Annotated in this window: 6 protein-coding genes; 2 read left to right on the top strand and 4 right to left on the bottom strand. The window is 64.8% G+C overall.

Annotated elements, in window-relative coordinates; translation table 11 throughout:
• Positions 1–1,049, bottom strand: a 1,049-nt coding sequence (locus tag P9M14_13910; protein ID MDP8256840.1) for a zinc-binding alcohol dehydrogenase, incomplete at its 3' end; no start/stop codon positions are given.
• Positions 1,050–1,064: 15 nt separating this feature from the next.
• The gene (locus P9M14_13905; GenBank protein ID MDP8256839.1) at positions 1,065–2,456 is read right to left on the bottom strand and encodes a glycosyltransferase family 4 protein; all 1,392 of its coding nucleotides are present in this window, start codon (positions 2,454–2,456) and stop codon (positions 1,065–1,067) included.
• 134 nt (positions 2,457–2,590) lie between these two features.
• On the opposite strand from P9M14_13905, the gene P9M14_13900 reads away from it, so the two are divergent.
• Both P9M14_13900 and P9M14_13895 read left to right on the top strand, forming a co-directional pair.
• Positions 2,591–3,958 (top strand): glycosyltransferase, encoded by a 1,368-nt coding sequence (locus P9M14_13900; protein ID MDP8256838.1) that lies wholly within the window; start codon positions 2,591–2,593, stop codon positions 3,956–3,958.
• A gap of 2 nt (positions 3,959–3,960) precedes the next feature.
• On the top strand, positions 3,961–5,148 hold the full coding sequence (locus P9M14_13895; GenBank protein ID MDP8256837.1) for a glycosyltransferase family 4 protein: 1,188 nt from the start codon (positions 3,961–3,963) through the stop codon (positions 5,146–5,148).
• Here P9M14_13895 and P9M14_13890 read toward each other — a convergent pair whose 3' ends face one another.
• Together P9M14_13890 and P9M14_13885 are read right to left on the bottom strand one after the other, a co-directional pair.
• Entirely contained in the window at positions 5,149–5,529 is a 381-nt protein-coding gene (locus tag P9M14_13890; protein MDP8256836.1) for a DUF2304 domain-containing protein, read from the bottom strand.
• A gap of 28 nt (positions 5,530–5,557) precedes the next feature.
• Positions 5,558–6,295 carry a glycosyltransferase family 2 protein gene (locus tag P9M14_13885; GenBank protein MDP8256835.1) on the bottom strand — a complete coding sequence of 246 codons (738 nt, stop codon included), beginning with the start codon at positions 6,293–6,295 and terminating at the stop codon, positions 5,558–5,560.
• Positions 6,296–6,685: the final 390 nt, after the last annotated feature.

The raw sequence follows: 6,685 nt of genomic DNA, 5'->3' as shown, positions 1-6,685 counted from the left end.
GGCGCGTCCTCGGGCGACCCTTGGAGCGTCACCAGGGACGAGGGCCGAATCTTGCCCGTTGCGACCAGCTCGATAAACGACTGCATGTTGCGCTGTTCGGTCCAGCGCACGTACCCCAGGGGGTAATCGTGCCCTTGCTCCTCGTAGACCGGGTCGTAGCGGCCCGGGCCGTAGGAGGTCGAAATCAGCAAATCGAGTTCCTTGGCGTAAAGCTCGGCGCGGTCGATTTCCATGCCCACCGCGCCCACCGCCACAACCCGCCCCTTGCGGCGGCAGGCATTAAGCGCCTGGTTCAGCGGCGCGCTGGAACTGCTCGCGGCGCAGACAATGGCCGCGTCCGCCCCCTGCCCCTGGGTCAGTTCGAGCACGGCCCTCGCGTAACCGTTCTCTCCGGGCTCCAGCGCGGCCACGGCCCCGGCCTCCAGCGCCCGCTCACGGCGGTCGGCCAGCGGATCAACGCCGATCACGCGGCAGCCCCCGGCGAGCAGAATCTGACAGGTAAGCTGGCCGATCAGCCCCAGGCCCGAGACCACCACGGTCTCGCCGATGCCCGGCGCGGCGCGGCGCACGCCCTGCATGGCGATGGCGCCCACCGTGGCAAAACAGGCGTCGGCCGTTGACACGCCTGTGGGGACCGGCACGGTCAGCCGCAACGGCACACTGTCGTACTCCGCGTGATTGGCGTACCCCGCGCCGCCCACTGCCACACGGTCGCCCGAGCGATGGCCGCAGCCCTGAGGCGCATGCACCACCCGTCCCGCAGCGCTGTAGCCGATGCTGAACAACGATTTGGGGCCCGTGCCCGCGGCCAGCTCGATGGTCGCGCGCAGGCCGAACTGCACCGCGTGCTCCAACGCACGCTTGGCCAGCGCCGGGTCTTTGAGCACGCGCAACACAATGCTGTCGGCGTTGGCGGTTCCGGCCAGCTCGGTGCCGGTGCTCACCAGCGAGTGGCTGACTTCCACCAGCACCCGCCCGTCCTGGGGAGCGGGCGCCGGGACCTGTTGCATCTCCACGCGGCCCGAGGCCGCGAAAAACACCTGCTTCATCGTCGATCCCGTGGATCAGTTGTCATTGCAATCCCTCAACGCCTCGATAATCCGCCGCGCGTTGCGCTCCCAGGTATAGTACTGCAACACCTCTTGCCGCGCATTCGCGCCCAGTCGCCGGGCAAGCTGCGGGTCGTTGTAAAGCCGCTGAAAGCAGCGCGCCAACTGCCCGGCGTTGCCCGGCTCGAACAATAGTCCGCTGTGCTCGTGGCGCACCACCTGCGCCAACTGGCCGATGTCGCTGGCCACCACCGGCTTGCCCATGGCCATGTACTCGAAGAGCTTGATCGGCGAGCCGTGGAAGGTCTTGCCGATGAACGGCACCTGCGGGCTGACCAGCGCGTCGCAGCACGCCAGGTGCGAGGGGACCTGCTCAAAGGGGACCACGCCGAAGAACGTGGCGCGATCGAGCATTCCACGCTCATCGAGCTTCGCCTCGTACTTCGCGCGCTCGCCCCCACTGCCGAGCATCGCCAGCCGCGCCCCGGGGCGCTCGGCCGCGAAATCGCAGAAGGCCTCGATCAATGTCTCGATGCCGTGCCAGAAAGAGAACGCGCCGGAGAAGCCGACCACGAACGCATCCTGCGCAATGCCGTGCTCGTGCCGCAATCCCGGGCGCGCTGCTTCGGGTGCGAACATCCGCGCGTCCACCCCGTTGGGGTTGGCCAGCACATCCGCGGCCTTGACGCGCGGATCGGCCTGCATCAGCAGCTCACGGGCCATATCGCTGACCACGCCGATACGTTGCGCCAAAGCAAAGGCCGTGGTCTCAAAAAAGCGCACCAGCAGCATCCGGCCCGCAACGCCCTTTTCCAGCAGGCTCAGCGGACTGTTGACCTCCAGAAACAGCGGCACGCCCAGACACCGCGCCACAGCCGCGCCGCTGAAGGCCAGCATCGAGTGTCGTTGGTAGACGAATCCGATCCGATTGCGTGCCGCAACGTCCAGGGCCACTCGCGTCAAACGGCGATTAAAGGCGAACTGGTTGAGAATCGGCGCCTCGGGCACGCGGCCTTGGAATTGGACCAAATGGCGAATCACATTGGGATGGTCGATCCGCGGCTGCGCCTGGTTGGTCACCAGATGCACGCGATACCCGTCCTGCGCCAGGGCCTGGATCACGCCCCGAATGTGCGCCACGTGGCCGCCATAGGAGAACTGGTCGCCGCTCCAAAAGTCTTGATCGCAGATCAGGTACAATAGCTCTTTGCGCTGCGTATCCCACTTTGCGGGCCGCCGACCGCCCGCGCGTAAATACAGGGCCCAGGCTAGGTTGATCGAGATCTGCGTCAGATAGTACAGGCCCACGACGAGCACCCGCCACGGACGACGCCAGGTCAGCCGTGCTGATTTTGCCGTGTGCTTGTCGGCGTTATCGCCGCATTGTGCGTCAATCCCCTGGTCCATGGTCCCCCGGGCATTCCGCCTACGCTGGATGGTGCAAAGGCCTATATATCATAAATCGTTCACAGAGCGACCCGCGCCCGGCCCATGGCGAGGTTTGACACTCCAGCGGGCCGATCGGATACTGCTGGGGAATTATGCCGATTTCCGAAAAAGCATTGCGCGACGACCGCCGGACGACCGAGCCTGCATTGCGCGGCTTGCACGCGCTGCTGGTCTGCTACAACTTTCCGCCCTGGGCCGGAGGAGCCAGCGTGCGCGCCGACGCCTTTGCCCGCTATTTGCCGCTCTACAACGTGCGACCCACGGTGCTGACTATCAACGAACGCTACATCGATGAGCTCGAGCCGTACGATCCGGGGCTGGTCGAGCGTCTGGGCCCCGAGGTGCGTGTGGTGCGCACGCGCTCGATCGAGCCCGACGGCGCGGCCAAGACGCGCATCCGCAATGCCATCGACGTTGCGGGAGAGAAGCCTTCGCTGATCGGACGCGCGCTGGGCGCGTTGCGCCGCTGGGTGGAGCCGCTGTTGCTCTGCCCGGACTACACCGTGCTCTGGGCGCCCCACGCCCTGGCCGCGGCGCGCCGCATCGCCCGCAGCGATAAAATCGACGTGGTCTACGCCGTGGGCCCGCCCTACGGCGCGCTGGTGGTCGGCTGGCTGATATCGCTGGCGCTGCGCAAGCCGCTGGTAATCGACATCAAGGACGTCTGGATCAACGGCCCGCTGTACAACACGGCGTCGGCTGTGCGCCGCGCGCTGGAGCGCTGGTGGGAACGCCGCGTCGTGCGCCGCGCCACACGCACTGTGCTGGTAACGCGCGAAAGCGAACGTTCGCACCTGGAGCGCCACGCCAAGCTGGACCCCGCACGCTTCGTCCTGATCCCCAACGGCGCCGACCCGTTGGACTTCAGCGACGCGCCCGCGCCCGCTGCGGGCAAGCTGCTGATCACCGTGGCCGGGATGCTCGATCAGCGCCGCGATCCGCGGCCACTGCTGCACGCCTGCAAGACGCTGATCCAGGAGCGCGTGATCGACCCCGTAAAAATCGAGATCACGATCCCGGGCAACGTGCTGCCGCAGTACAGCGAGTTCGGCCTGCGCGAACTGCCGCCGGAAGTGGCACGCTTTGTCGACGCGCTGCCCCGCCGCGAGTTCGCGCGCCTGCTGTGTGGGTCGCACCTGCTGGTGCTGCTCCCCTCGCGCGGCATTCCCAGCGCGATCCCGGGCAAGCTCTACGAATATTTGCTGGCCAGGCGACCGATCTTGACCATGGCCGAGCCCGGAGCCGCCGCCGAGCTGATCGAGCGCCACAACGTGGGCACGCTGATCGCACCTGACGATCAGCAGGGCGCGGCGCAGGTCGTGCGCGAGATCTACGACCAAGTAATCGAGGAACGCTGGAAGCCTGCGGAGCATCCGCCCGAGCTGCTGCGATCCATCGACCGCCGCGAGCTCACGGCCGAGCTGGCAACGCTGCTGCGTGCGGCAGCGGACGGAGCATGAGCATGGAGCAGACGAAGCTTTCGATCCTGCACGTCACGCCCTACTTCGCGCCGGCCTTTGCCTACGGCGGATCGCCTGCCGCGGCCACGACCCTGGCCATTGCCCAGGCCGCACTGGGTCACACTGTCCGCGTACTGACCAGCGACGCACTGGACGCGCACTCGCGGGTGGAAATCGAGCGCGACGAAATCCAGGGCGTGCAGGTGCGCTATTTGCCCAACCGCTCCAACCGCCTGGCCTGGAAGCACAAACTGTTCGCGCCGCGCGATTTCTCAGTGGCCGCGGAGCAGATGGTCGATGCGGCCGACATCGTGCACATCCACGAGTTCCGCTCGTTCACCAGCTACTGGGCCGCGACCGCGGCCCGCGCCGCAAACAAACCCTACGTGCTCTCGGCCCACGGCTCACTGGCTCGCCTCGGGATCTCTGGACGGCTCAGAACGATTCTCGACAAAACCTACGGCAGGCGACTGATAAGGCATTGCCAAGGATTCTGCGCATTGTCGTCCTTAGAGACCGATCTGTTTAAAAAGTACGGCGCTGGTTCGGATCGCATCGTCCAACTGCCCAACGCGGTCGACCTGCCGGACATCGACTCCATTGACAAGGGCGATCTGCGTTGCGATCTCGGAATCGACGGAGATCAACCGCTGATACTGTTCATTGGAAGATTGAACCAGGTGAAAGGAGTTGACCTGCTCCTGCAGGCAGGCGCACGGCTTTTACAGCAGAACCAAAGCGCATGGAAAATGGCGGTCATCGGACCCGATGACGGCCGGAAGTCCTCGTTGATCGCACTATGCTCCAAGCTCGGATTAAACGAACGGGTCGCCTTCCTCGGATACTTTGAGAAACAACGGATCTGGACCGCTTTGCGCGACGCGGATCTGTTGGTGCTCCCCTCCCGGTATGACGCGTTCCCGATCTGCGCAATCGAGGCCCTGGGGCTCGGCTGTCCCGTTGTGGTCAGCTCTGCCGTGGGAATCCATCACGAAATCGCCAAATCCGGCAATTGTGGAGTGTTCAGGTCAGGCGATATCGACGGGCTTGCGCAAGAGATCGTTTCCGTGATCGCGCAACGGGAAGATCGGGCACAACGGGCCCAACGAGCACGGGACTGGATCGTTGAGCGATACAGCTCTGCGGCAGTCGCACAACGTTCGATCGAGCTCTATCGTAAATTTCTCTGATTAGTCGCCGTCTACTTTGGGGGCAAGTTTCTCGCCCTCGCGCAGCCGCCGGATCTCGTCCTTGAGCAGCGCCACCTCCTGGATCAGCCGCAACGAGCGCTTGTGCAGCTTGTGGGTCTTGACCGATTGCAGCAGCGTCAGCACCAGCAGGGTCATAATTCCCCAGAAGTGCAGTCCCGAGATCGGCACCTCCGCGCCGACGATCCGCGCCGAGAACATCAGCAGCGGCTCCCAGGCGGCGATCGCCGCGATCATTACGCTGATCGCCAGCCACAGCAGGGCCAGGCGTTCGCTCAAACGGTACGAGCGCACCAGGTAGAGCACCAGCCCGAAGAACATCAGTGCGACTACGATCGCCATCATCCGCTGATAAGGAGTCATCCGCAGCCTCTGTGTTTGCCCTTCAAGCTCATGGCAGTTCCAACGGGTCTTTGGGAAGTCCCCGTGAATCGTAGCGCCTGATCGAGATCACCACCAGCGAGAATACTACCTTGGCCATGTAGAGCAACGCATCCAGGTAGCCGATCGACGAGCGGCCGCCCTGGCGCGAGCGCATCCGCACCGGCAGTTCGCAGACCCGCAGGCCCATGCGCTGACACACGGCCAGCGACTCGACCTCCGGGAAATCGTCCGGGCTGTGCGAACTGAGCAGCTTCAGCGCAGCGGGCCCCACAACCCACAGGCCCGAGGTCGGATCGGTGCTGCGCAGCGAGAACATCACCCGCATCAGGACCGAGAACAACCTGATCCCCAGCACGCGCGTCGCAGTGGTCGACTCCCGGCTGACGCTGATCACAAAGCGCGAGCCCACGGCCACGTCGGCCGCGCCGCTTTCGACCTTGGCGATCAACGCCGCGGCCTGGTCCGCCGGGTGCTGGCCGTCGCCGTCGAGCCTGACCACCAGCTCGTAGCCGTTGCGCAAGGCGTAGATGTAGCCGACCTGCACCGCGCAGCCGATCCCCGTGCGCAGCGGCAGATCGATCACCAGCGCGCCCGCGGCCCGCGCAACTTCGGCCGTGCGATCGGTCGATCCATCATTAATCACCAGTACGCGCGCGCCCTGAATCGCGGCCTGAGCCTCGCGCACCACGTCGCCGATGGTCTGCTCCTCGTTCAGGGCCGGGATCATCACTAGCCGCTTTGACATGCCCATAACCTGGAATATTCATCACCATTCGTCAACGCGGCACCTTAGAGGTGCCCGCAAAACTCGCGTAGTTCGCTGGCCGTAATCCAATGTGCCTCTCCGCGACCAAAGATCGGGGAGGTTGGTAAAGATCGATTAATCGATCTTTGTGTGTAGGCTTGCCGGGGCGGCTTGGAGCCGCCCCGGCAAGCAGGTGGGGTGGGGCAGGCGCGTCGGCTTGTTCCAAGCCGACGCGCCGCTTCTCTCCCCCGCGCTCGGCAAAAATCAGTTTGAGATTTTTCCTACTAAGCTCAAAGGCGATGCAATTGTGTGCGCGGGGGATTGATCAGCGGGTTCTCATCCGAAAATAGGACTGACCAGCGTTATTGGCAAAGCAGGACACTGGGTGCG

Origin of the sequence: Candidatus Alcyoniella australis (genome assembly GCA_030765605.1) — a bacterium.
In the GTDB taxonomy this organism is placed as follows: Bacteria; Lernaellota; Lernaellaia; order JAVCCG01; family Alcyoniellaceae; genus Alcyoniella; species Alcyoniella australis.
Note: the sequence above shows the minus strand (reverse complement) of the source record. Positions and strands in the feature narration are given on the sequence as shown.